The sequence below is a fragment of the Izhakiella capsodis genome (assembly GCF_900115045.1).
GTDB classification, from domain to species: domain Bacteria; phylum Pseudomonadota; class Gammaproteobacteria; order Enterobacterales; family Enterobacteriaceae; genus Izhakiella; species Izhakiella capsodis.
Genome location: NZ_FOVC01000013.1, coordinates 1 through 22,130 on the forward strand (window position 1 = coordinate 1; position 22,130 = coordinate 22,130).

The following is a 22,130-nucleotide window of genomic DNA, read 5'->3' on the forward strand; positions in this document are numbered from 1 at the left end:
CGAGTGAAGGTACTCACGGTCATGGCTCTCATGGCTCTCATGGCTCTCATGGCTCCGGGGCCGCTTACGCAGCAGCAGCTGTAGCGATAGCCGCCGCCGCCGTGACCGCCGTAGCCGTGAACGACGACGATGAGTCAGACAATGAATCTTAATCAAGTGGAAAACCATACTGGTTTTGAACCCGGACAAAATTGACGTTCGTTAGAGAGGACTGAAAATGCAACCTGCAGCAAGATTGGATGATGGCAGCAGTCATGGGGGAACTATAGTCAGTGGTTCCGGTACTGTATTTATCAACAGCAAACCCGCTGCAATTGGAAACGTTAGTGTAGTGACTTGCGCTTTATTACACGGCGCGGCGAGTATTACCTGTGGGTCAGGAACGGTATTCATCAATCAACAGCCAGCTGCACGTATAGGGGACTCAACAGGGTGTGGTGCCGAAATTACAAGTGGTTCCGGTGATGTTTTCATCGGCTAATATCATTCAACTTACCATTAGTTGGCCGCCGAACCTGCCCCCCTTCTTTGTCGATGGGGGGAGAAATAAGGATGGTAACGGGTTGTATTTTGTTTTGAGTCAAGCCGGAACCAGCCTTAGCCCCCCACCGACAGGAGAGGATTATTTATGCTTCAGCTGGGCGGATACTGTTCCTGTGATGAATAATCATTGTCATGAGCACGTCTGCCTGGTTAATGGACATGCTCAGAGACCAGACGATGTTACTACTCTACAAAGTGGGATAACAATTCAGGCAGGAGTATTCAGATTAGGCGTCATCATGTCAGATGAAGATGACACTATCCTCTCTCAGGATATTATCGGAGATCATGAGAAGCTGCCCGAATTAGATGATGTTATATCGCATGGAGGGCATTTTATACCTTGGGTGGAATCGGAAACACATCAGGATGATGTACTGAAAAATTTGGCATATGAATATAAGCATTTTTTACTGTGGGGGCATAATATTCAGAGGAACTATGAAAATGAAGAAAAGGATGAAAATTATCTACCTGAACGTGATGAATTTCTCGATGGAGTAACCGACAACGTAAAAGACAGAACTATTACCGAGTGTATTTTTGATAATGAAAGTCTGATTAATCTTGTGATTGATGAACTTATGTCAATGAATCAATTGGAAGATACAGAAGAAAGGTTGCCTGACTTATTAACGGTGTTAGCGCCTGAAAATATGGCCAGAGTTGAAAAGCATCCTCTGCCAGAATTACTTTATCGTGAACTTTATAAATTAGGATTGGATAGCCACCTCTGAAGGATAATAGTTAAATGAGCACAGGAAAAACAGGTCTAATTACGGAAATGGCTGAAATTGATAAGATGATCGCTCAGTCAGTTGATGCTGTTAAAACTAACCCAAAAGATTTCGAAAACCGTCTGACATTAATCAAACTTTATTGTTTGCAAAGCAAATGGGATAATGCTCTGCACCAGCTGGTAACACTGCAGAAGATTGAACCGGCGGTGCAGCAACAATGTGAATTATATAACAATCTGATTTACAGTGAACGCATGCGCGAATCCGTACTTTTAGGTGAACGAGCGGCAGGTTTAGTTGGAAATAAACAGCCAGTCTGGATTAATGATTTACTGAAGGCAAATGCATTATATGCTGCAGGCCAGTTCGTTGAGGGAGAGCGAGTTCGCGGTCAGTGTATTGAAGCTGCGAGTGCGCAGCCAGGTTATAGTTCAACTATTGGCGAGTTTGAGTGGCTGGCCGATGGCGATGATCGTCTGGGACCCGTTTGTGAATTTATCAGTGCTGGTGCTTATCGCTGGGTTCCTGTTGCTGACATACAATCCCTGCTGGTTAATGAACCTCAGGGCATAAGTGATCTAATCTGGGCTCCAGCTGAAATAGTGATCGACGGGCAAACATGGAAAGGTTATTTACCTGCTCGATATCCATTGTCCATTACCAGTGAGCAAAGCTTGAAGGTCGGTTCTAAAACCGAGTGGCAGCGGCAGGAAGGGGGACGTTATATTGGGTTGGGAAGAAAGATGTGGATAACTAACCTTGGAGAATACTCGCTTTTCGAAACAGGTGAGCTTACCTTCAGCAAACGGGATAATTTGCAATGAGAAACAATCCATTTCCTCCGGGGCTACTGGAGCGATTATTGGATGACGAACCAAGAGTTCAGTCAGAAGAATGGAATAAATACCATTATGACGCCCGCACAATGCGGGCTGTTGTCCAACGTAGTATCGCCGAGTTGCTTAATACCACCAATATTGAAGGTAGCCTTGATGCTATGCGTCACAAAGAGGTTATGGCATCAACATTGAACTATGGCATCTCACCACTTATTGGCGGATATGCCTCATCACATAATTGGAATTCATTAGAGATCAAAGTGCGCAATGCTCTTATCAGGTTTGAACCCAGACTTATCGCTGATTCTATAGTTATTAACTTTGAAGGTAACCGGCAGTCGCCGTCGTGTAATGGCATCATCAATTTCGAAATAAATGCCTTAATAGAATGGCATCCACATCCTATTGATTTATCGCTCAAGGCACTTTACGAAGTTGAGACTGACAGAGCCAATTTAGTATAGTTTTTTTAAAAAGTTAATGCTGCATAAAATCGAATAAGAAAGCAGCATTAGCTGTCATTTTTTGAGCGAATAGAGACCGGTCTGTCATTTCATAAATAATAGCTTTACGTTATTATTCACTCGATTGATATGATTAAACAAAAGAGTTCGAGGTATTAATGAATAAGATTGCTGTATGATTTCTATGTTTTAATTTAATGAGTTCTCATAGGTTGTATTTTTCTTAATCTATTGTTGTTAGCTTTATATCACATTATGAATAGTGATAATGTAATTAAGATATTAAATATTATCATCAATAATAAAACATAGCTTAATTTTCTCCACATGTTTTTATCTGAAGGTGTTGATGAGAGTTTATTTTTTTTAATTTTTTCTGTAGGGTTTATATTAACTATTCCATTGTTTATTTCGTTTTTTAAAGACGCCTGTTTTTGATCCGATAAAAGTGTGAATCCTCTGCGTGGAATCGTTTGAATTAATTTTTCCTGAATGCCGCAGGACTTCAATGCTTTTCTGAGTTCGGATATATTTTGATAAAGAGTATTTGCTGTGACTTCCATGCCGAAGCGCCGCCATGCATATTCGTACAATTCTTCATGGCTGACAAGATTATCTCTCTTTTCTATTAATAAAGTTAGGCAGTATGATGCAGGTGTACTTATATCGTAGCTAGTAAAATCAGATTTAAGCATTTTTTTATCCTTATCATACTCAACTTCATTATTTATTTTGACTGTCATAAGATCCATCTCACTTTTTATCCTGAATATAAAGTGGTTATCACAACAACTTGGTTGTGAAACTAAAAAACCATGCTTTTTAAAATCTGTGTGTGGTTGAAATTATCTAATATAATAAATTAATACCATAAATATACAAAGTCCTACCATTTTGCTTGGACTTTGATGTGTGTGAGAATGTTATAAAAGAGCCAGCAGTGATAACTGTGAATTTATTATTGAAAGCAGGTATGCTTTTCCTCAGTCATTAAAGCGGCTATAAAAATGCAAAAGCTGATTATAACAGTAATTACATTCTTTCTTTTTTTGCACTTTTTTATGAAAGAGAACTATCCATGCCATTGCTTTTAGTTTCAAAAAAAAAATAAACATAAAAAACCACCATTAAAATTCTAACCAGAAGACTATGCCAGTAGTTATAGATCATACATAAGCAATTGTTACACTACAGTAAAAAACTGGAAAAGTTAAATAGATTAAAACAATTAAACTGTTTGAATCGATCGTTGTAAGCAATTCAAAAAATAAGCAACTTAATCATAATAATATTTAGTTGGATTAAACGAAATGAATAACATACTCATAATTTATTTTTAATCTTAATGAAAAAATATCCGTGTTGATCATTTTTTTTTATCAATAATCTACCAATTTTAATGATGTTTTTCATGTAAAACGTATCATTCTCTCTGTTGGGATATCTCTGTGAGAGAAAAATCTGAAATGATAAAGCATTCTTTAGCTTGTGCACTTTATGAGCTGCTCAAACAGGCCATATTGTCATGTTCAATGTTGAAAATTTGGGTAGAATTGTGGCTTTTTAAGGCAGCAGCCTACTGCATTGATAATGAACCTTGCGGCAATAGAGTTTTATTCAGTTGATAACGCCTTACAAAAATAATGTGAAATTATCTGCTAGCGTGTGGATTTAAAGAGTCATTAATCATAGTTTTTATCTTTTATCATATAATTGTGTTTATATTTCTTTTGTAGTGCAGTTCTACTATTGCTCTTTGCTCAATTTTAACTCTACTATAGCTATATCTATTTGAATAAATATAAATTCTTGTTGAGTATGTAAGTTATTGATTTTACAGAACTATGCGCTAGTCAAATCATTCTGAGTTTTACTATTTAACGTGGGGCTCCAGATTACCAATCTATCCTTAATTGCAGCATCCGCAAGATTCTGCTGCAAGGGATAAGCTTGCAGTAGGTATTTTAATTTTCAGTCAGACATAATGGTTGGCTTCCTTGAGTGTCTACCATTGAGAATATGGAGAGTTCGGATAGTGGTAGTCAGGTATGGTTTTCTTATTTTAATGTTTTTATCTTTAACTGGTTGCTCGGTTTTTTCCTCTGGTGACGTTGATGTCTATCCGGATGCTAAAAATACAGCGAATACAGTTAAGGCTCTTCATAAAATATCGACTAAAGAGGTGCGTAAAACCCCAAAAAAATATTGGAGTTCGCTCCCTTCCTCTAATAACACCTGTATCGACAACTTCAATTTTCTTAAAAGCGCAAGTCAGGATGATTACTCGGAGTTTGAGGAGAGATATAGCAGAATCAGTAGCGTGTATAGTTTTCTCAATAAAAATAAAAATATTATGGACCCGGATGCCAGATCTATTCTTTCAATCTCACTCAGCATGAAACTGAACACGCTGTGCGAAGAGATCAAATATAAAGGTTATCAGCTGGTGAGAGACAAGGTAAGGATTGTTGAAAATGGTGATAGTGTATCCTCTTCGAAAACCGGTCAATAAATCAGTCTACGCATGAAGGTGAGCACGATGTTAATAACGTTATGTGATTCATTTTCGCTACTATCATCGTTGCACACTGGACAAATGTTATCCTTAAAGGCGACTGCTGTGAGAGATGTCGCAATCATGAAAGCTGTTCCTGTGGGAAGAAACGCCCTGAGATAGCTGAAGAAAAAGCCCTCTTGTTCCATCAGCACATTCAGCATCATTTTTTGCACGCGTGATATACTATGCGTTTTCACAAATTTGCAGTGCAGATAACGTAAATCTTTGTTTTACTACGTTTATCTGCTGTCGGCTGGCCCGCACGGGGCGAAAATGGCGGGGTTTGACCAATGTGGTTTATGCTATGCGTAGAACATCGTCGTCCTTTAAGTCCATAGAGCTGAGTGAGCTGCTCAGATAAAAATAGCCTTAATGCGCGCGATAACTAACAGCTTGCATCCGCCATCTTGTCGTAAGTCTCATAGCGCCGAAATGAAATGGTTTAATCATGCTATAAAGTTAAGTCATTACTATAAGATTCGCAGGATTGAGAAAAAGGTGGCATCGTTGAACGCTGAAAAGCAACCCCCGAATGAGGCGCGGTGTATTCCGTCCGGTGTGGTCAGTAAGCCGATCTGGACAAAAAAGGCGCTGAATGTATCTGTTGCCGACTGGCTGGCGGAGGAGGTACCGGTTGCTTTGGTCTATAACGGCATTTCTCACGTAGTCATGATGGCGTCGCCTGGCGATTTGCAGCATCTGGCGGTTGGCTTCTCGCTTTCAGAGGGAATTATCGCATCGGCTCAGGATATCTATGGTATTGATATCGTTGACGTATGTCAGGGAATCGAGGTGCAGATTGAGCTTTCCAGCCGTCGGTTTATGGCGCTGAAAGAGCGCCGCCGTGCGATGGAAGGGCGCACTGGCTGCGGTGTATGCGGTGTGGAGCAACTGGCTGAAATCGGTAAGCCTGTTGAGCCGTTACCCTTTACGCAATCTTTCGAACTGTCACTGCTTGATGCGCCGCTAAAACAGTTGAAAATATGCCAACCGGTGGGAAGAATGACCGGATGCACGCATATTGCCGGTTGGATCATGCCAGATGGTCAACTCATCAACGGATTCGAAGACATTGGCCGCCATGTGGCGCTGGATAAGCTGCTTGGCGCACGCAGTCATCAGCCTGAATGGCAGTCTGGTGCGGCGCTGATATCCAGCCGCGCCAGCTATGAAATGGTGCAAAAGGCTGCGATGTGCGGGGTAGAAATTCTGTTTGCCGTCTCTGCGGCAACCAGTCTTGCTGTTGAAGTGGCAGAGCGCAGTAATCTGACGTTGGTCGGTTTTAGTCAGCCAGGCCGTGCGACTGTTTATTCTCATCCGCAGCGTTTGCGCTGAGGGCGCACAATCAGGATAAATCGTTCTCGGTATTGATTGGATGACATACCAATGAAATTATCAAAAAGCAGAAGATTCTTAAACGACACTAAAAAATCGTATAATTCACGTGCGATCATGAAGGTTCTGCTGTGACTATTTGTGCTCTGTTTCAGCTAAGTCTGATGAGTATTTCAACGCTGATATCAAGAGTCTGTAGTTTTTTGAAAACGACCGAATGGCGTTGTTTTATCGTTATATATCTCCAGGAAAATCGTATCAGCAAGCTCAGTTTACTGTGAAATGACGCAGCGTTTTTTAGCAGATCGCATTTATTCATAGTTGTAAGACATTGATCTACCTTTCCCATGTGTTGAATTCAACTATAATGACCACACTGCTTACGCAGAGAGGGGCCAGCGTGCTGGCCCCTCTCGCTTATCAATAAAATGGAGATGAAACATGAGCTATTCACTGCCATCCTTGCCTTATGCTTACGACGCACTTGAGCCGCATTTCGACAAGCAGACGATGGAAATCCACCACACTAAACATCATCAGACCTACGTCAACAATGCTAATGCTGCGGTTGAAGGCACTGAATTTGCTAACCTGCCGGTCGAGGAACTGATTGCCAGTCTGGATAAAATCCCTGCTGATAAGAAGACAGCCGTTCGTAACAACGCAGGCGGCCATGCAAATCATAGCTTATTCTGGAAAGGCCTGAAAACCGGCACTACTTTGCAGGGACCGCTTAAGGCTGCTATCGAGAAGGATTTTGGTAGCGTTGAAAAGTTCAAAGAAGCCTTTGAGAAAGCCGCCGCTACCCGTTTTGGTTCCGGTTGGGCCTGGCTGGTGAAAAAAGGCGATAAGCTGGCGGTTGTCTCCACCGCGAACCAGGACAGTCCGCTGATGGGCGAGTCTGTCAGCGGCGTCTCCGGCTTTCCAATCATCGCACTTGATGTTTGGGAGCATGCTTATTACCTGAAATACCAGAATAAGCGCCCTGACTATATTAAAGCGTTCTGGAACGTAGTTAACTGGGATGAAGCGGCGAACCGTTACGATCAAGCGAAATAAATTCGTCTTTAGGATCATAAGCCGGCAAATGTTACGTTTGTCGGCTTTGTTGTATCTGCATCCTGACGATGGGCATATCATTCGCAAAACAGCGCATTTACTAGCAGAAAATTTTGTTATCATATTGCTAAATTTTCTGGCTATCTGTCTGAAGAATTAATGCTCATGTTTTTTTGTATATACTTGTCTGGCTTTTTATTTTTAATTAATTAAGACTCACTCTCAGTTAATTTGTGTAAGGGAGTTGCTATTATCGTTGCTAAATGTTTGTTTTTAATTGAAAGAAATTAATTTTAATTCAAATTTTTTCAGTTATCCAATGAACATTGGATAACTGAAAACATGCATTAACTTTAAACAAGATAGTGTTAATGAGTTTCATAGCTTTGTTGTTTACTCATATTCTGGCATATTTGCATTTGTTTTAGTCATGATAAGATTAACGGGGTCGCAAATATTTCTCGCGGTCTGGCAATGGATAGCTGAAGCATCACTAGGGAGCAACTAACATGGAAAGATTTAATGTTCGCAGTAGCAAAAGACTGGATACTATAGTCGAGGTATTACAGACTATCGAAGAAATGATGAGCTCATCTGGTCATTCCCTTGCTGATTTTTCTTTATTTCCCAGCACGCGCGATATCGCCGATCGATGTAGCTTAAGTATTTACTCAACACGCCATATCCTTTTGCTGCTACAGGAAAAAGGTTTAATTGATTCTGTTAAGGGCAAGCATGCTAAACACCTTTACTGGAAGCGAACTGATAGTCCAGGCTTGAAGCACTGAGAGAAAAAAACCATCTTAGTAAAGATGGTTTTTTTCTTTTTAGCGACAACGTATTCACATTAATTTTTTGATGGCGCTGGTGCTTTCCCTTTCGGCCAGACAGCGACAATACGGACATGATAAACCATTGTGGCATTCGGCGGGATCTTAGGCGGCATCCCTTTTTTCCCATATGCTAACTCCGGCGGTACAACTAAGTCCATTTCACCCTGGCTGCGTAGTTTCGACAGCGCTTCCTGAAAGAGCGGGGGGTAGTCACTCAGCTTTTCGCTCAGCATCCGCCCGGTCTTTTCCATATCGTTGATAACCGTGCCGTTTGTCAGACTCTCCTGGACTACGATTGCGACCGTGTCATCGGGTTTCAATGGTTTAATACCCGGCTTAGTCACTTCATACCAGAATCCGTGAGATGACTTTTTGACACCTTTTCGTTTGAGATAGGCGTCCATAAAGCCTCGATCCTGCTTGCGGATGGTCGGTTTGAAGCCCGGCTCCGGCAATGATGGAGCCCGAGAAGCGGATTCCTTAGCTGCCACTGGCAGATGTCCATTGGTTGCTTGATTCGCCTCTTCCAGCGCTTTAGTCAGGCTTTTTTCGTCAAGCTTTGGTTGATCATCGAAGGCGTCGATAATACCGGCAAGGATAAGGTTTTTATCTACCTTATTGCCTTCTGCCTGATGTGTTTGCTGCAAAAGCAAAATTTCCGCGCCCAACGAAACCCCAATAGCATAGCCCTGACGAACGGTAGGATTTTGCAAAATCTGTGAATTTAAAATTGGTAGTCCTTTGAGCGGTAGAGCGTTAAGCTGGTTTTGTAACTCTTTTACCTTAGCTTGTGCCTGATCTAACTGTTTCTGCAGTTCGTCTGAACTATCCGACTTCTGGTTGCTATTGTTTTTTACTGGATTGCTCGCATTCGTAGCCCGCAGCATATCCAGCTGATTTTGTAGCAGCTGGAGCCTGCCGCGCGTTGTATTCAGCTCCTCCGCAGTTTGCTGGCGTTGTGCGACGGCTAATTCGGCGTCTTTATTGCTCATTTTTAGCTGTGCTTGCAGCTCATTCTGCTTCTTATTTGCCGTATCTAGTTGTTTTCCTAGTTTTTCCTGAGCGTCTTTTAATGCCTGAGTCGATCTTTGTTGTATAAGATCGGCATTTGTGCGTAAGCGTGCCAGCTGCTGATTTGCGGCCTCAAGCTGTTCACGTATTTTTCCGATTTCAGCTGCGGCTTGCTTTTGGGACGGGTCTTCGGGGCTATTCTCTTTGATGGCTTGCAGCTGCGCAAGCTGACTGCGGGTCTCTCTGAGCTGTTCCTGAAGCGCTTTTACTGTCCCATCCTGCTGCTGACGAGCCAATTCTGCTGATTTAACGTCAGCCTGTGCTTGAATCAGCTGCTGCTCCAGCTCTTTCAGTTTTGCTGACTGTGCCAGTTGCGTATCTTTTTCAGCATGTTGCTGATTAATTTTCTCGCGAAACGCCTCTATTTCTTTTTCCAGCATGTTGCGTTGATCAATCAGCTGAACATGTTTCGCGGTAAGCTCAGTGATGCGCTGCTGGCTTTGCGCCAGCTGTTGCGAAAGTCCATCGATGGTTTTCCGGGTCTGAGCTTCGTCACTGGTCATTCCTGAAAGCTGGCGCAATTTCTGAATACCCGCAGCCATTGCACTCAAATCCAGCCTTACGGGTGTGGATAGCCGCTGATTTTCCTGTGCTTTAGCCAGCGCTCTCTTCAACGTGTCTATTTCTTCTGCTTGCTGCTGGAGACGTTGATTACTCTGTAATACGTCCTGATTCTGGCTGACATCTTCACGACGTTTTGCCGTAGGCGCTTTTTTCGGGGCAGGGGCTTTGTGGGCTGAGGGTCTTGGCTGGCGTGGGGGATGCTCAGCCGCATATTGCTCAGCAAAACGTAGTAGTGGTGGCAGCGTTGAGTTAGCTTGTGCTGCCAGCGATAACTGACTGAGGGAGAGGCTGGCAGCGATACTCAAATAAAGCGTTGCCCGCATTACGGCATGGCTCCATGTAGGCTCAGGGTGTTCATCATGGTCTGGCTGATCTGCGCGCAGATCAGGTTGGAGCGGTAATGATAAAGAGCATCAATGGTGTCCTGCGTTTCCTTCGAGATCTCCGGGCGCACCGATGCATAGCTGGCAGCACCGCGCATAATATAACGAAACGCGTTGTTGAGGCGGGGATATTTATCCGGAGCCAGAGTTTTAAGTGCATCCAATTGCGCTTTGCAGCGTTCCATGTTGGCCATCACACTGTTGTCGGATTTAGTGCTGTTTTCCGCCACTGTATCAACTTTAGATGGGCCTGATAGCTGCGGGCTTTCAGGTTTTTTATTATTGGTGTCATTAGCTACAGGCGCTGTGGACATTTTTATGGGGGGCGCCTGGGTCGTTTTATTAACCGATTGATTTTTGAACATACTCTGACAACCTGCCAGTGAGCTACTCACTAGTAGAGCCATTATGAGACACCAAAGGGATTTCATATACATCTTCCTGAAGATCTAGGTATTAGTTGAATGTCTATTATTCGCAAGAGCGTTAAATGACGGTGGCGACCGGAAAAAACCCTCGTCAATAAGCCAATAGTTCAATTCGGTGGTTCGGCTGATATTGAGTTTGGTCATAATGTTGCGTTTATGCGTGCTGACGGTTTTTTCACTAATTTGTAAGTAGCGGGCTACAGTCGCATGGCTGATGCCGCGTGCCAGAAAGCGCAGTATCTGGGTTTCACGAAATGTCAGCGGAGAACTGACCGAGATGGCGCCCGCTGTTTGTGGAGATGAGGCGGCGAAGCTTTCCAGTTTACGTAGCGCGGTTTCCAGATATCGCTGAATGACAGCAGGCTGAGCCTGTCGTGGTATCATGGCGAAATTCTCCTTCAACGAGTTCAAATCGTCCCGGTTACTGCTTTCCTGCTGCTGAATAACAAATACATAACGACGAAAGGCGGTTATTTCCATACGCAGTGCGTGCAGGCGATAAGACGACAGCTCGCTTTGGCTGATGAAGATAATTTCGCTACGCGCGCGTAGCTGAAACTGATCGGCGAAATTGACGTTGAGTTTACGCTCGGAAGCCCACGTGGATATAAGCGTCTGCAAGCCTGATGCATAAAAACGATCGTCGTCGCATATCAGTACCGAGAGATTTTTTTTCATTTTTACTTCCCTGTTAGCCATCTTCGAGCGCAATGTTCCGCGCAACCAGAGTATCCTGATGTTGTTCTGTAGCGGCCACTAGCCAGTCGTTTCCTTCGAGAAATGTGTAGCGAAGCCCATCCTCTAAGGGCCATCACTAATATACCGCAAAATAATCTGAGGGCGTCGTGGTGTTAAAAATGCGACATTTTCAACTGTAAATTCATTTACTGCGATATATATTAAAGAATATTGGGGGGAATTGATGTTTATCGTAGGGGTAATGCCTGACTGATTAAGAATAGAGGAAATTTGGGTGCTGAATAATGAAGCAAGCCTGGCGAGCAGACTTGCCAAAGGATTAAAACGTGCTATTAGCGAAACCGGTCATCTCGGTCAGTTCCATTTCCCGCCCCAGCGCGGTCATAGGATGAACAATCACCAATCCTCTGACCGATTTTTTCAGCCCCCCCATGTTGGCTTGCTCTTTACGAGTTATTGCCCGGCTGAAGGTCATTTTCTTCAATTTTTGCGCTTCCTTACTTAGCTTTTGCTCGCGCACACCACGTAAGCGGTCGATTTCCGCTTCAAGCGTATCTTTTTCTGCCAGTAACTCACCTAATTTTTCGCTGTATCCGGCGGTGAGTAGCGTTGACTCTTTACGATTTAGCGCGTCCAGCTGGTCGCTGAGGCGTCTGATTTCTGCTTTTTCCTGCTCTTTCATTTTGGCACCCGGTGATTCTTAGCTGTAACAAAAACTCTTTACCGGATTAAGGATACATTAAAAGGATGAACTCGGGGAAAACCGTCTACTTCTGGAAGGCTTTTTTCATGCTGATACGGGCGATCAGCTCGGTCAATGATAACACCAGAGTCGAACGCACGATCTGCAGATAGCGCTGTTGTTGCATTGTCTGTAATTGCGCGTCTTTCTCAATTATCTGAGGGCGGGGCGGCAATGTGTTTACACAGTGTAACTCAGCAAATGGTCCGATAATTTCATCATCGGTAAAGCGATATTCATTACCATCATGATTCATCTCTTCACGTAATGCCATCAGTAGTTCACAGTCTTCATACTCATGGCGACTGATAATTCCGAGGCCGTAAATGAGTTTCAGGCGAACTGAAAGTTCGCCGAGAGGGCCGCTGCCCAGTAACAAGGGTTCTACGGCATATTTCACCGCGAAGTCGTCTTTACGAAACACCTTGATAACCTGCATATTGATCGCTTCAGCCAGTAATTCCTCGATGGCGATCAAGAAGCTCCGCACTGTTCTGCCGTCATTAAGACGTTCGAGAGCCTTATTTTCGAATGCCTGGGGTTGTTCCATAACTGCCCACAACTTTTTATAACCAAAGAGGGCGCCAGTTGACGGAGCCCTTGCTGTTTACCTGATAAGTCAGGGAGCGCACTTGTTAATGGCCTTATAAGCTTTAACGATGTCAGTAACCACCTCGCTTTTACTATCCAGACCTGAAATCTGCGCTATCGTCTCCTGCGGACCTTTTTCAGCCAGTAATGAGGCCAGCTCCTGCGCCTGGGGATCCTGATCGCTGTGATAATGCATCGCAGCGGCGATACCCGTTACCAGATTAGAATGTGGAAGATGATACGCCAGTGTCCCCAAAATGGGTTTGATCAAACGATCGCCGCTACTGAGTTTACGCAGCGGCTGACGGCCAACGCGCTCGACGTCATCAATCAGATAAGGATTTTCAAAACGACTAATGATTTTCTTGATGTAGGCGGCGTGTTTCGCTGGATCAAAATCGTAACGCCTGATCAGCACGGCGCCGCTTTCTTCCATGGCACCTCTGACGATAGCACGCACTTTGTTATCCAGGATGGCATCGCGAATAGTGTTATGACCGTTAAGCTGCCCAAGGTAGGCTGTGATGGCATGGCCGGTATTAAGGGTAAAAAGCTTACGTTCGACAAATGCCATCAGATTATCCGTCAGCTCCATACCGGAGATCTGCGGAAATTTTCCTTTAAACTGCGTTTTATCGACGATCCATTCGCTAAAGGTTTCTACCGTCACTTCCAGCGGATCGCTGTTGATGGATTCCGAGGGTGGTACAATTCGATCGACCGCTGAGTCAACGAAACCGACGTGTGCTTCAACCCAATCACGGTATTGAGTGGGCAGGGCTTTGAGAACATGCATTTTTAACTGGCTGGTACCGCGTACCATATTTTCGCAGGCGATAATATTCAGCGGACAGGTGTTACCGCTATCACTACGTTTGGCCAGCCCTTTAGCAATTCCCGGAGCGATACGTTCCAGAATTTGCGGACCAACCGCCGTGGTAACGATATCAACCTGGGCTATTTTACTGATAACTGCTTCGCTGGTGCTATTGATGGCATCAACGCCTTTGACCATCTCAACCTGCGCATCCTCGCCAACAACCTTAACGCGATACTCTTTATGCGCATTCAGCGCATCCAGTACTGCCTGATTAACATCGGCAAAGGTGAGTTGAATACCGGCATCAGCCAGCAGTTTACCTATGAAACCGCGACCAATATTACCGGCACCAAAATGTAATGCTTTCATAACGCTACCTTCATAAATAATCCGTAGATAAAAAAGGGGCCGAATGAGCAGGCCCCGTCGATTAAGCCGTGTGGGCCCCGGATAGAATCTCCACTACCTCATCGACATGGGTGGTATTTGCCAGCTTCTCAATCACGTGCTCATCGTCAAGGGCGTTGGTAAGGCTGGTAATTACCTGGATATGTTCGTTATTGCGTGCAGCGATGCCGATGACCAGGCGGGCAATCTCATCCTCCTCTTCACCGAAGCGAACGCCTGCTGGATACTGGCAGAACACCACGCCGGTTTTCAGTACGCGATCTTTTGCCTCCACCGTACCGTGCGGTACGGCGATTGACTCGCCCAGGTAGGTAGGGGTTAATTTTTCACGCGCCAGCATCGCCTCAACATATTCCGGTTGAACATAACCTCCTTTTACCAGTTGCTCGCCGGCAAAGCGGATAGCCTGTTCTTTATCGCTGGCGGTCAAACTAAGGAATACGTTATCTGCGCTGAGCTTAAACAGGTTTTTGCCGCTGTTATCGAAGCTATCAGCCAGCGTTTCGTTAACTTTCTCACGGTGTAACTCGGAACGATTAGTCTCGACCAGACGGGCGGTCAGATCGCTGTAAAGGCTGCTGTCGAGAAAGTTACTTAACGAGATGTGCTGCGCATGTGGTGCCTGGCGAATAGCGCGTTCGGTCAGGTCGCGATGGGTAATAACCAGGTCCACATCACCTGGCAGGGAATTAATAGCGGCATTGGTTACTGAGATATTGCTCAGGCCAGCATCGTTTACTTTTTTACGCAGTACACCGGCGCCCATCGCGCTGGAACCCATTCCGGCGTCACACGCTACGATGATTTTGCGTACATGGCTAAGATCGGCCTCTTTTACGTTGGTTCCTGATGTTGCGTTGGTGGTTGATGACTGACCTTTGGACTGCGCTTTCATATCCTGCACGCGGCGCACTGCGCTTTCAATGTCATCGTCTTCTTTCGCTTTGCTGGTTTTCAGCAGGATGGCTGAGATCACAAAGGAGACGGCAAAGGCAGCAACTACCGCTGCGATGTTAGCGAAGTAGGCACCTTTTGGCGTCATTGCCAGTACGGCGATAATTGAACCCGGAGAGGCAGGTGAAACCAGACCTCCGTGCAAAACGGACAGCGTGAATACGCCGGTCATACCACCGAGGATAACCGCGATCAGCAGACGTGGGCTCATCAATACATACGGGAAATAAATCTCGTGGATACCACCAAAAAAGTGAATGATAGCTGCGCCAGGGGCAGATTGTCTGGCGCTGCCACGACCAAAAAACATATAAGCCATCAGTACGCCCATGCCTGGGCCAGGATTAGCTTCGATCAGGAAGAAAATAGATTTACCTTGTTCGCTGGCCTGCTGAATACCCAGCGGCGAGAAAATGCCGTGATTAATTGCGTTATTCAGGAACAGAATTTTTGCCGGCTCAACAAAAATGGAAGACAGCGGCAGCAGATTGTTCTTCACCATCAGGTTCACACCGGTTGCCAGAATATGCGACAGGTTCTCTACCAATGGACCGATAGCAAGAAATGCCAGGATAGCCAACAGCATGCCGATAATACCGGCAGAGAAGTTGTTAATCAGCATTTCGAAACCACTTTTAATTTTGCCTTCAACCTGGCGATCGAAGGTTTTAATTGCCCAGCCGCCCAGCGGGCCGGCGATCATTGAACCGAGAAACATCGGCATGTCGGCACCGGCAATCACACCCATGGTGGTAATGGCACCGACAACGCCGCCGCGGTCGCCAGCTACCAGTCGGCCTCCGGTATAACCGATTAGCAACGGCAGCAGGTAAGTGATCATTGGGCTGACCAGTTTGGCCAGCGTTTCATTTGGCGTCCATCCCGTAGGAATAAACAACGCGGTAATGATACCCCAGGCGATAAAAGCGCCAATGTTTGGCATCACCATGTTACTCAGAAAACGACCAAAGCTCTGAACTTTGATCTTGACTGTTGAGGACATAAACACACCCCTTATTGGTTCGCGCTGAGAAATAAGAGAGCGCGTGAATTCGTGAGAGTCTTACAGTGCAGAGCACTCGTATTACTGTATGCACGCGGACTTTATCATGTGAGTATCTCACTGCGTAATACTGCAAATGAAATGTGATGCATGTCACTTAATATGGTGGCATGAATGGGAGGTTTTAGTGATTCCGATCACACTGTTAGTGTGAAATAGGCTAAAAAAAGAAAAAAAACCGTAGTAATCATCGTGTGTTGTGATCAAAGTCACCTTTTCATGTTGCTATTTTATTTCTGTATTGTGATCTAAATCACAAGATATTTTTGTAGGAGATCTGCATCTGACCACATTTTATCCTGAGGTCAGATGTGTATTACGCATTTTTATTTGAGTGATGATGTTATAGGGAGATAACTGTAATGAGCCTTGGGCTGACGCAAGCCAGCCCGACATGAGAGCAGGCGTTATTGCAGCAGTTTCTGTGCCTGGCTTAATGACGTGCTGTTTTGTGACAACGTCTTCATTAAACCATTATAGGTATCGGCTTGCTGCTGAGTGGTGAATTGAACGCTCATTCCGTTAATGGTGACGTTTGCGGCTTGCTGCTGCAGTAGATCGCCGGCTAGCACTGCGTTCTGGCTGAGGGTCTGCAATGCAGGCAGTACCAATAACAGCTGGTTGGCTGGTTGTGTGACCAACTGGGTATAGGCTTTGTCGTAAACCGTTTTAAGGTCTTCGGGCTGCTTCAATCCTGCTTTGCTATTATCAGCCTGATTTTTTGCAGCTTGTAGTTGCTGGATTAGCACGCCCAGCGAACCACTCTCCTGACGCAGGCTATCACGGTACGTTATATAATCCTGTGGCATACGAACAGCGCTAAGATCGGAAATGATCGGTTGAAGACTGTCCTGCTTTGCACGGTTTACCTGCTGTGTAAAGCCGTACAGAATGGCGTAATCATTGACATAAGGCCCAAACTTTTGTTTTTGATCTTCACTTAGCGCGGGAATTTGCTCGCCACTGCGCATTACGGTATTTTGCAGAAAGTCGATGAAAGCTTTGCGCTGATCGGCCGTTTTGTCACCGCATCCGGTTAATATTGTCGCCGAAAAAAAGATGATCAGTGGTAACCATAACGCCGAACATAGGCGTGAGATCCCCGTATTCATGAATACTCCTGTTTAAACTATCAGTCTGATTTGTGAATAAAACTTGCCTGAAGAATAGACGGAATCACGAAAAATTAACAGTTTGAATATCGCATCAATTAAGTGCCAGCCCGGTTCAGGATGCCGGTGCTGCTCGTAAATGGCAGGGTGATAGCACAGGATGCATCGGCGCGCAGTGATACTGGTAGTGCTATATAATTAAAATGACTGCGAGCGACACTTCTATCTTAATAAAACGAATATCCGGATTATTGTCATGATATCGACCTTTCATGTGATTTATTTGGATTGCCACCTCGTGTTGATAAGCTGGGCCTTCTTTAAAAGGAGGTCGATGTGAGTAATTTTCCGCTAATTCATGAGGTTGCTCTGACTGGCAAAAAAGGTATAAAAAAGTGGCGCAAGAATGATGTATCAGACTCATAATTAAAGTCTGGCGTTCATCTATGCACTGCCTGTTCTGGCAAGCTTCCGTGCACGATCCCGACCAGTATTATCTGGACCTGTATCAGGTCTTTCCGCTGACTATTCTTTTAGTGAGGAGTGCCGCGTGGAAACGAGAGAACCGATTGCCGAGTTACTCAGCAGCCTTGAACAAATTGTCCTGAGTCACCAGCATAAAACGTTACCGGAAGCTGTTCATGTAACTGTAATGCCGGAACCCAAAAAGATCCGTGAGAGAAGCGGCATGGAAGTTGAACAATTTGCTTCGGCACTGGGAGTGAGCGTTTCCTCAGTGAGGCGCTGGGAATCACACGCCGCCCGTCCTTCCGGTTCGGCGCAGAAACTGCTGCAGCTGTTGCATACTAACCCCCTTCTTTATAAGCAGCTGGTCAGTTAATTCGATGCGACTACATCGCCTGGCGGCGCCCTTTTCAATATACCGGATCGTAAATTATACGCACTAAAGATGTAGAACTCATAGCATAGTGTCACTTTTCACGGCATAAAGGATCGCATCTTTCTGACGTGGTAAGGACATCCTGATTCTAGTGACAATGTTAGATTAAGAGTTAAGCCGGGTTAACTCTATTAAGACTGTAGTCGAAAAGCGTCTGCATCGCCGTGATGTTGCTGTTCAACTACTACAGCTGATTGAACGTCAGGATTAACGATTTACGCACCGCTCTCGTCACGGGATAAAGTGCGTCCGCCTTCGCCGTGGTCAGGATCATAACCTTCGCGATATTAAAAACATCGTGAGGTGGCAATTGACGCGAAAAATTGCCGGGGTCTGCTATACCCACAACCACAACCACAACCACAACTTGGGCCGGGACTAACACCTTGTTCCTGGTGTGGTGACGCTGTAGAAATTTTAACGTGGCCCAGAATTCTCAACCCTCTCTAATATTTCCCAAACCGAACTGACCTCTGTTATGGGGATCTGACAACCTTCTGTTGCCTGCATGGAGCAGGTTAACAAGTATTCTGAATTCTCAGCGCTCAAATGCTTTGTAACACCATTAGGTGGAGAATTAAGCCTGAAAATAACTCTGCCGACGGGTAAAAGGGAACATTTCATATTTATTAAAACAGAACAAAATTAATCATTGACACTATTACACGTCTTAAGGATCGGCGATCGCTATAGTGTTAAGACCTGAACCTGAACCTGAACTCGCCTCGATGATCTTCTGCTTCAATGGGCGATCTGACTGCAGCATCCCTCCATACTCAGCACCGCAGGCTTTCGCGCCATAGTTATGTTGTAAACAGGGTGTTATTAAGCCTCTTTTTAATGTAGCAAGACCCGGCTTGTTGGTGCTGATCGATATTAAATGAGCGTTAATTGATATAACTTGCAATCAAAATGGTTAATGTTTTCTTCATCCAAAAGAACCGTTCCCCTCACTCAGAGATATACGCTTATGCCCGGTGGCATCGTAAACCATCCTTCCTACAATCCAGTCATCAGCCATGATGTGGATGATGATATTGCTCAGGAAAGCAGTGATTCATCCATACGGTCATCTGTGCGGTCAGTTAAAAACAGTGCGCAGATGTTCTCCATGTCCAAAAGTCAAATACTTGATTTTTTTTCCGGGAGGTGCTCAAGCTTCGTAAAATATTTCACAGGTTATGTCAACGATGATGAGCAACCCGCAGCGACGGAAGTTTATGCGACAGGTGAGGTTCTGCGCCGCGATGCGGAGGCATACCTGGAGGAGATAGCACTCAGGGACACGCGCGAAGAAGAGCCCGTGCCACATGGATGGAAAGGCCCCTCCTGAAGCGTTCCTTGATCGGGGCCGGTATTCTGAGCGCCCTGGGGGTCACTGTATCTAAGTACTCCACTACCCGAAGCACACCAACCGGAGCCGGGGCAGACTCACCGTCCTCTCCATCTGCACCGGCAGCTCTTGTAGAAATAGACGACGACAATGGCGTAAGTCCTGAGAGGCTGCCGGAACGTGATGTTAGTTATGGGGATTATCCGAAAGAGGTGGGCCGCCATCGGCGACATCTTCTGTCGCGATCCCCTTATAATAGGAAGGCACACGAAGAAAGCCATGTTAAAACTCATCTCCATCGTGCGGATGAACGTGTAAATAGGCTGCTTTATCGTGAGGGCATAACAGAAAACGAGATAATTGCACCATAGGGAAAAAATGCTCTATTTTGCCTCTGCCTATCTCTTTGATGGCGACAGAGGTTCTGTGGAGCAGGACTACAGGTTGAAATCGTTGGCACGGGCAATACTTTCGGGGCGCGGTCTGTATGGTGGGGAAAAGGATGAAGATATTTCCAGTGAACAGGCCAGTAATGTCATTCGTCATTGGGTGTTTGAAAATATCCTTCGAAATAGTCCTGAAAAATATATTGAAAGTAAAATTAAGGAGGATAAATCTAAAAGCTATACCATCGAAGATATCAGGGGCATGTTGCCGATGGACAAGTTACCTGATATCAAAGGCTTTCGTCCTGTCAGGCTGACGGCCGCTGAGCGCACAGAATTGAGTAAAATATGGAAAAAACGCATGATGGAGCAAATGTCCTTCCTTGCGTTCAGTAACGCCCAGGTTAAAAAAATGCCATTAAATGGTTATGCATTTGCGAATCTGTATGCAGGCGCTCGCTTTCTTAAAGAGACCGTAGGAGATAACTTTACTTTTGATGAGGCTATGTTAACGGGTGAGGAAATGTGGGCGTCAGCTGCAACAGAGGGTATTTCAGAGAGTGAGATGAGGTTCTATCTTGCACCCGCGCTTTATTCTTCCGCAACTGAAAAAGGTAACATAAACCAAGACGCTAATGACCTTTATATTTAAACAGATATCTGCAGTACCACCATAAAGCCAGTGAAATAAAGAAGGATATCGAAATAAAAATCAACAATTATCTTTCAGCAGCTAAAGCGTGGCGCAGTAAAGGAGAAATTGCCGATGAGATTATTTCAAAATGCCCTTCTCTTACTCTTGGATTGGTCGACCGGGCTGATATTTTGCGTACTCCAGCAGAGCAAAGAGAAAAGGGAGAGGAGTATGCCAGGCAAAGGTATCTGAATGGCATCGCTAAACCCTGTAAAAAAGCACCGGATAGTTTAGATAATGAATACCGTAGGCTGGTAGCCAATAAAGCTGATAGTTTTTTTGAAGTTGATAAATATATTATTCTAGCGGCAATCAGGTCATTACCGGAAAATGAAAGGTTATTTATCCAGTCAGCAGATAAAGAGATCTATCCTGCAAACGCTTTTATAGATCTGTATCAGGAGAAATCACGCTTTGTGCCGCCCAGGCATTTTTTGGAGAAAACGGATATCTTTGCCGTAAAACTGTATAGAGAAGAGAGAATTTATGCCCTTAAATCTGGGAAAGAAATGAATGATGGTTACAAGATTATCAGGGTGGACAGGGATGTTAAACGATATGTTACTAACGGATTGTTTGGTGACGCTCTTACTGGATACAAAATTAACTGGGATAATGATTATGAATTAAGTCATCTACTCAAATTGAAATCGATGTTAATAGTGCTGCCTGGCCGAGTAGTGGAGAATTTAGCAGTATAATAAGTGAATCAGTAGGTAAAATTCATCGTGATAATTTATATAATGTACTGTACATAGAAGGAAACGATAAGTCTGATATACAGCAAGTATGGAGTTTAGCGAAGAGTTTAATACCTTTTCATGACTGTGTTAAAGAAATCATGAAAGAAAACTCGGAGCGCGTAGCTGCATGTGTTCTTGATGTCATTGCATTAGTGCCCGCTGTAGGTCAGGCTGTGGGTCTGAGCGCAAAGTTTGGCAAGGGACTCGCTCTTGGGCTTAACAGTGGCGTGCGTATCGCGGGCAGGAAAGGCATTAAGTCCTCGGCCAGGGCTCTCGCTGAGAGGATTAAATTGCCAACAACCGCTGAGCTGGCGTCGCTGGGAAAAAACACGCTGAGATCAATGGATCCCGGTCTTGAACTCGTAGCGGGTTTCAGTAAAACGCTTGGCAATAGCGTCGTCAAACTTCTGTCCGGAGAAAACAAAAACGCCGCTCTGGTGAATAAGATAGCCTCTTCGGTTCAGTTGAACCGGTTGCCGGAAATACTAAAAGATGAAATTCAGATGCTCAAACTTTCCCACACAGAAGTTAAAGTTCCCACCGTGAAAATTAGCGAAATTCACGGTGAGCCAGTTTACGTGCGCGTGAACCCAGAAACAGGGGAACGTTATGGGCGGCGGTATATCAAAAATGAGCCAGGTGAGCTCATCGAACTGAGCAACAGAGCAGAAAAAGTGAAATACCCTGAAACCCGCGTCAAAGGCCTGGAGAGATGGAGATCCTTTGATCATGAAGAGTTAACATTAAAAGAAGTAACCTCCCATCACTCAGGGTTTAGTACAACGCTTGATTCAAGCGGAAAAATTACATGAAAGCTCTACCTGATAAGAGAAGATACAGGCATCCCCGTTACAGAAATTTATCGCGA

23 protein-coding genes are annotated in these 22,130 nt (G+C 44.8%); 13 read left to right on the plus strand and 10 right to left on the minus strand.

Annotated elements, in window-relative coordinates:
- The first annotated feature begins 217 nt into the window (after positions 1-217).
- Genes BM191_RS14595 through BM191_RS14610 form a run of 4 tightly spaced genes read left to right on the plus strand, consistent with a single transcriptional unit; the run spans position 218 to position 2,586 of the window.
- The gene (locus BM191_RS14595; RefSeq protein ID WP_092879425.1) at positions 218-481 is read left to right on the plus strand and encodes a PAAR domain-containing protein; all 264 of its coding nucleotides are present in this window, start codon (positions 218-220) and stop codon (positions 479-481) included.
- Entirely contained in the window at positions 438-1,280 is an 843-nt protein-coding gene (locus BM191_RS16630; protein WP_143088841.1) for a TagK domain-containing protein, read from the plus strand. The genes BM191_RS14595 and BM191_RS16630 overlap by 44 nt, the downstream gene beginning before the upstream one ends.
- 14 nt (positions 1,281-1,294) lie before the next feature.
- Entirely contained in the window at positions 1,295-2,107 is an 813-nt protein-coding gene (locus tag BM191_RS14605; protein ID WP_092879427.1) for a type VI secretion system accessory protein TagJ, read from the plus strand.
- The gene (locus BM191_RS14610) at positions 2,104-2,586 is read left to right on the plus strand and encodes a type VI secretion system baseplate subunit TssE (protein WP_092879428.1); all 483 of its coding nucleotides are present in this window, start codon (positions 2,104-2,106) and stop codon (positions 2,584-2,586) included. Before BM191_RS14605 ends, BM191_RS14610 begins: the two co-directional genes overlap by 4 nt.
- A 248-nt stretch (positions 2,587-2,834) precedes the next feature.
- Here BM191_RS14610 and BM191_RS14615 read toward each other — a convergent pair whose 3' ends face one another.
- Positions 2,835-3,338, minus strand: a complete 504-nt coding sequence (locus BM191_RS14615) for a winged helix-turn-helix domain-containing protein (RefSeq protein WP_230479608.1) — start codon at positions 3,336-3,338, stop codon at positions 2,835-2,837.
- A gap of 1,313 nt (positions 3,339-4,651) precedes the next feature.
- Between BM191_RS14615 and BM191_RS14620 the strand changes: the two genes are divergently transcribed.
- From BM191_RS14620 to BM191_RS14640, 4 genes are all read left to right on the plus strand, one after another.
- Positions 4,652-5,098 carry a hypothetical protein gene (locus BM191_RS14620; RefSeq protein WP_092879429.1) on the plus strand — a complete coding sequence of 149 codons (447 nt, stop codon included), beginning with the start codon at positions 4,652-4,654 and terminating at the stop codon, positions 5,096-5,098.
- A 603-nt stretch (positions 5,099-5,701) separates the two neighbouring features.
- A complete protein-coding gene (fdhD, locus tag BM191_RS14630; protein ID WP_230479610.1) occupies positions 5,702-6,478 on the plus strand; it encodes a formate dehydrogenase accessory sulfurtransferase FdhD in 777 nt (258 codons plus the stop codon).
- Positions 6,479-6,919: 441 nt separating this feature from the next.
- The gene (gene sodA / locus BM191_RS14635) at positions 6,920-7,537 is read left to right on the plus strand and encodes a superoxide dismutase [Mn] (protein WP_092879432.1); all 618 of its coding nucleotides are present in this window, start codon (positions 6,920-6,922) and stop codon (positions 7,535-7,537) included.
- Positions 7,538-8,046: 509 nt separating this feature from the next.
- Positions 8,047-8,325, plus strand: a complete 279-nt coding sequence (locus tag BM191_RS14640; RefSeq protein WP_092879433.1) for a FaeA/PapI family transcriptional regulator — start codon at positions 8,047-8,049, stop codon at positions 8,323-8,325.
- A 59-nt stretch (positions 8,326-8,384) separates the two neighbouring features.
- Here BM191_RS14640 and BM191_RS14645 read toward each other — a convergent pair whose 3' ends face one another.
- From BM191_RS14645 to BM191_RS14680, 8 genes are all read right to left on the minus strand, one after another.
- Positions 8,385-10,328, minus strand: coding sequence for an FKBP-type peptidyl-prolyl cis-trans isomerase (locus tag BM191_RS14645; protein WP_092879435.1), 1,944 nt, complete (start codon positions 10,326-10,328; stop codon positions 8,385-8,387).
- Positions 10,328-10,819 carry a hypothetical protein gene (locus tag BM191_RS14650; protein WP_143088842.1) on the minus strand — a complete coding sequence of 164 codons (492 nt, stop codon included), beginning with the start codon at positions 10,817-10,819 and terminating at the stop codon, positions 10,328-10,330. Before BM191_RS14650 ends, BM191_RS14645 begins: the two co-directional genes overlap by 1 nt.
- An 18-nt stretch (positions 10,820-10,837) precedes the next feature.
- Positions 10,838-11,494: a helix-turn-helix transcriptional regulator gene (locus BM191_RS14655; protein WP_177203355.1), complete on the minus strand. Its 657-nt coding sequence runs from the start codon at positions 11,492-11,494 to the stop codon at positions 10,838-10,840.
- 340 nt (positions 11,495-11,834) lie between these two features.
- Complete coding sequence (locus tag BM191_RS14660) at positions 11,835-12,197, minus strand: YibL family ribosome-associated protein (protein WP_092879448.1); 363 nt, start codon at positions 12,195-12,197, stop codon at positions 11,835-11,837.
- Between the two features lie 85 nt (positions 12,198-12,282).
- Positions 12,283-12,807 (minus strand): MltR family transcriptional regulator, encoded by a 525-nt coding sequence (locus tag BM191_RS14665; protein ID WP_092879455.1) that lies wholly within the window; start codon positions 12,805-12,807, stop codon positions 12,283-12,285.
- A gap of 69 nt (positions 12,808-12,876) precedes the next feature.
- Positions 12,877-14,037 (minus strand): mannitol-1-phosphate 5-dehydrogenase, encoded by a 1,161-nt coding sequence (mtlD, locus tag BM191_RS14670; RefSeq protein ID WP_092879463.1) that lies wholly within the window; start codon positions 14,035-14,037, stop codon positions 12,877-12,879.
- A 61-nt stretch (positions 14,038-14,098) separates the two neighbouring features.
- Positions 14,099-16,033 (minus strand): PTS mannitol transporter subunit IICBA, encoded by a 1,935-nt coding sequence (locus BM191_RS14675; RefSeq protein WP_092879464.1) that lies wholly within the window; start codon positions 16,031-16,033, stop codon positions 14,099-14,101.
- A gap of 467 nt (positions 16,034-16,500) precedes the next feature.
- On the minus strand, positions 16,501-17,205 hold the full coding sequence (locus BM191_RS14680; RefSeq protein ID WP_092879465.1) for a DUF3053 domain-containing protein: 705 nt from the start codon (positions 17,203-17,205) through the stop codon (positions 16,501-16,503).
- 550 nt (positions 17,206-17,755) lie between these two features.
- Here BM191_RS14680 and BM191_RS14685 point away from each other — a divergent pair.
- The gene (locus tag BM191_RS14685) at positions 17,756-18,046 is read left to right on the plus strand and encodes a helix-turn-helix domain-containing protein (RefSeq protein WP_092879466.1); all 291 of its coding nucleotides are present in this window, start codon (positions 17,756-17,758) and stop codon (positions 18,044-18,046) included.
- Between the two features lie 244 nt (positions 18,047-18,290).
- On the opposite strand, the gene BM191_RS14690 is transcribed toward BM191_RS14685, so the two are convergent.
- Positions 18,291-18,491, minus strand: a complete 201-nt coding sequence (locus BM191_RS14690) for a hypothetical protein (protein ID WP_092879467.1) — start codon at positions 18,489-18,491, stop codon at positions 18,291-18,293.
- 585 nt (positions 18,492-19,076) lie between these two features.
- On the opposite strand from BM191_RS14690, the gene BM191_RS14695 reads away from it, so the two are divergent.
- The 4 genes from BM191_RS14695 (at position 19,077) to BM191_RS14710 (ending at position 22,074) form a co-directional block, all read left to right on the plus strand.
- Positions 19,077-19,439, plus strand: a complete 363-nt coding sequence (locus BM191_RS14695; protein WP_092879468.1) for a hypothetical protein — start codon at positions 19,077-19,079, stop codon at positions 19,437-19,439.
- Positions 19,440-19,817: 378 nt separating this feature from the next.
- Entirely contained in the window at positions 19,818-20,477 is a 660-nt protein-coding gene (locus tag BM191_RS14700; protein ID WP_092879469.1) for a hypothetical protein, read from the plus strand.
- A gap of 173 nt (positions 20,478-20,650) precedes the next feature.
- Positions 20,651-21,220, plus strand: coding sequence for a hypothetical protein (locus tag BM191_RS14705; RefSeq protein WP_092879472.1), 570 nt, complete (start codon positions 20,651-20,653; stop codon positions 21,218-21,220).
- A gap of 140 nt (positions 21,221-21,360) precedes the next feature.
- Positions 21,361-22,074: a hypothetical protein gene (locus tag BM191_RS14710; RefSeq protein ID WP_092879475.1), complete on the plus strand. Its 714-nt coding sequence runs from the start codon at positions 21,361-21,363 to the stop codon at positions 22,072-22,074.
- Positions 22,075-22,130: the final 56 nt, after the last annotated feature.